The following is a 3340-nucleotide window of genomic DNA, read 5'->3' as shown; positions in this document are numbered from 1 at the left end:
GCTCAGACGCTCAAGATGCTCGGACAAACCGAATAAATTGCTTGGATTCATGCCATATCCCCCATGACTTCAGGGAATCATACGACAGCAAATATTGCGAGAGGTTTTTGCGGGTCTCCAGCTTGCCATTGGCTTTCGGGATATAGATCCGCTTGAGAGGTGGGAGTAAATTTTGACACCCTTTGCAAATGTCACTTGCACTGCAAAGAGAATGTTATACAATCCTTAACTAGGAACACCCGTTAATTACAAAATTGAAACATATTAACAAGGATTCTAAAACCTCTGTTCCTAGCCAATGATTAATCGTTCACACCCCATTAAGTGAACCTATAGAGGTTTTGTCGTCCAAATCTCAATAGAGTAAGAACACCCGAGCGTGACCTCTAACTTCACTAAAAAGGCATAGAATTGAAGGATCTGGATTGGCCACAACTCCGACGTGGGGCATTTCGACAACGATCTGCAATTTGGGCTCTAGTTTTTAAAGAGTTTAAAATCAAAATCGGCAAAAGTCGAATTGGCTTGTTCTGGGCATTAGTGGAGCCTATGGTTGGTATGACAATGATGGCATCGATACGTTGGGCTGCAGGAAATGCAGAGGTTAACAATGTTCATATCGTCTTGTTTGTTGGCATGGGGTTCGTTGTATATAATGCGTTTCGCAGCGGTATAAACTATATACCTCACGCAATAAACGCTAATCAGGGTTTGTTAAATTACCCGCAGGTCAAACCTATTGATGCGATAATCGCGCGTTTCATTGTCACCAACTGGTTGCATTTGCTGGCCAGTATGCTTTTGGTCTTTTGTGTTTGGCTGGCTATAGGAGTTTACCCAAACTTCCCAGACCCTTGGTTGTGCATAACGGTACTGGTGACAGCTATGGCACTTGGAATGGGAGTAGCTCTTCCCCTTACTGTTTTCGGCACGAAAAACGAAAGTATCTTCAAGTTCATTGGCATCATCTCGATGCCTTTGATGATTCTCTCCGCTGTCGTGTTTTCATTAAATGAGATGCCACAACACGTACGCCAATTGTTGGCATGGAACCCGCTTGTGCATCTGACGGAAGGCTTCAGGCATGGAGCTTTCGGAACCCGCCTTTTCTCAGAATACAATCCGCTTTATCCGGAAATACTTGCTATTGTCCTTAATGGGTTCGGTTATGCACTCTATTACCTTTATCGCTTTAAACTGATGATGAAATGATCCGCTTAGAAAATGTTACCAAATTTTATGCCACGCCCTACGGTAGGCATTTTGTGCTCAAAGAAGTCTCTTTCACTATTCCAGACGACGCACAATTAGGAGTACTCGGACCTAATGGAGCTGGCAAATCAACTCTCATGCGGTTGCTGTCAGGGGTTGACGTGCCCAATAGCGGAAGAATAATTCGTACAGGGACAATTTCTTGGCCCATGGGGTTAGCATCATCAATGCAAAATTCTCTCACAGGCAAAGAAAATGCCCGCTTCGCATGCCAAATTCAGGGAGTTCCCCGCTCTGAAATAAAGAGGATCGTGAATGGCATCAGAGTGTTCGCAGAAATTGGCAATTATTTTGATATGCCTCTAAGAACTTATTCTTCGGGCATGAGGGCGCGACTTAACTTTGCAATTGCCATGGCTTTTGACTTTGATTGCTACATCATTGATGAATTGACTGCAGTTGGGGACAGGAACTTTCGAGAAAAAAGCTTAAAAATATTTAAAGAAAAACGAGAAAATGCTAGCTTTATTAAAGTATCTCACAATTTGGATGAACTAAAGAAGGAGTGCAATATGGGACTTGTTTTGAATGATGGGAAGGCATCAATATACAAGGACTTTTCTGAGGCGATAGACGTATATCTACGCAATATAAGCAAAAAATAACCAAAACACAATATTTAACTATCTCAGATATATAAATGGCAAATGCAGTGAAAAATATTCTTCATAAATTTTATTTTATTACTTTCTCTCGCGTTCTGATATTTACATTTCTTGTATTGCCTATTTTAACACTATTGGTTTACGTCTTTTTTATTTCGACGGATAGATATGAGAGCGTTTCCTCTGTTTACATTACTGAAGAACAAACAAAATCCTCTCCTTTAGATCTGTCCGTTTTTGGAATTTCTGGTTCAGGATCGTCCAGAGACATTCTGGTCCTCAAGACATTTATAGATTCACAAGGCATGATGTTAAGACTTCAAAATGATCTTAGAATATTGGACCATTTTGCGAATGAAAAAGCGGATATGTTTTCCAGGTTAAAAAAAAATGCTCCAGTCGAAAAAGCCTACGAACATTATCTTTCCCGTATTCATACCAAATTTGACGATGAGGCTCAACTTTTGGAGATTTCCGTTCAGTCTTATGATAAAGGATTCTCCAAAAAGATTTTGGATCAAATTCTCGTACACTCTCAAACATTTATTGACGAATTGAATGAAAATATAAAATCTTCACAACTTTCTTATTTTGATTCTGCCGTCAAGGATGCCGAGGCGGACTTAATTAATGCAAGGCAAATCCTTATAGACTTTCAGCAAGAGAACGCCATCTACTCCACAGAACTTACTTCTCAAACAATTGCAGGCACAATTTCGAGCCTCGAAAGGGAACTTGCCCAGAAGCAGGCAGAACTTCGATCGCGGCTAGGTATCCTGACGCAAAAATCTCCAACGGTTTTACGCATAAAAGCTGAAATCAATGCTCTTCAGGAACAAATCTTGAAAGAGAACTCTAGATTGGCGTCAGATGACGAATCTTCTTTGAGTAAGCTTGACTCCACTTACCGTGAAATTGAACTTCAGATCGAGTATAAAACATTAAGATACCGAACCAATTTGCAAGCCTTCGAGCAGGCGCAGGTCGACATTGCGCGCCGCTTTCGATTTTTGACAATCGTAGCCGAGCCGACACTTGCAGAAAGCTCTTTGTATCCCAATCGGCCGTATATTGCCATAACGGGATCAATTATTGCGTTGGCGGTGTACTTCGTAGTCTCAATTTCATTTGCAATTATCAGAGAGCATTCGTAGAGAGGTGGAGACCCGGTAATTTCACTGCACCGCGCCGGGTTTGCCGGAGGCTGTTTGGTTTTATACATCCCATACAGAATTTGGTTGCTGCTCCCCTTGAGAGCGATAATGCTCTCAGGTGGATCAACCCGAAGAGGAGAGCAGCTATGTCATATTACGTTGGATTGGATGTGAGCCACAAGAAGAGTAAACGGTGTTTGTAGGCCACGTTGCGAATTGTCTTGCCATCTGCGAATAGCTTTTGATGTTCAATTGCTATGGAGTATCTCCCGTGGAGAGTACATTGGAGTTTCTCGCTTCGCCAATAGG

Annotated in this window: 3 protein-coding genes; all 3 read left to right on the top strand. The window is 41.8% G+C overall.

Annotated elements, in window-relative coordinates; all coding sequences use genetic code 11:
• The first annotated feature begins 411 nt into the window (after nt 1-411).
• From FDK21_RS20340 to FDK21_RS20330, 3 genes are read left to right on the top strand one after another with little or no spacing between them, the layout of a single operon-like run.
• On the top strand, nt 412-1212 hold the full coding sequence (locus FDK21_RS20340) for an ABC transporter permease (RefSeq protein ID WP_171022237.1): 801 nt from the start codon (nt 412-414) through the stop codon (nt 1210-1212).
• The gene (locus tag FDK21_RS20335; protein WP_138150689.1) at nt 1209-1877 is read left to right on the top strand and encodes an ABC transporter ATP-binding protein; all 669 of its coding nucleotides are present in this window, start codon (nt 1209-1211) and stop codon (nt 1875-1877) included. Before FDK21_RS20340 ends, FDK21_RS20335 begins: the two co-directional genes overlap by 4 nt.
• Before the next feature lie 35 nt (nt 1878-1912).
• Nucleotides 1913-3031 (top strand): hypothetical protein, encoded by a 1119-nt coding sequence (locus tag FDK21_RS20330; RefSeq protein ID WP_138150688.1) that lies wholly within the window; start codon nt 1913-1915, stop codon nt 3029-3031.
• The last annotated feature ends 309 nt before the right edge of the window (nt 3032-3340 follow it).

This window comes from Cohaesibacter sp. CAU 1516 (assembly GCF_005771485.1).
Taxonomy (GTDB): domain Bacteria; phylum Pseudomonadota; class Alphaproteobacteria; order Rhizobiales; family Cohaesibacteraceae; genus Cohaesibacter; species Cohaesibacter intestini.
This window is presented reverse-complemented; position numbering and strand designations above follow the sequence as displayed.

Bases quoted from the DNA above. Each gene is read 5' to 3' on its own strand.
- FDK21_RS20335 (WP_138150689.1), top strand. From the start codon at position 1,209: ATGATCCGCTTAGAAAATGTTACCAAATTTTATGCCACGCCCTACGGT.
- FDK21_RS20330 (WP_138150688.1), top strand. From the start codon at position 1,913: ATGGCAAATGCAGTGAAAAATATTCTTCATAAATTTTATTTTATTACT.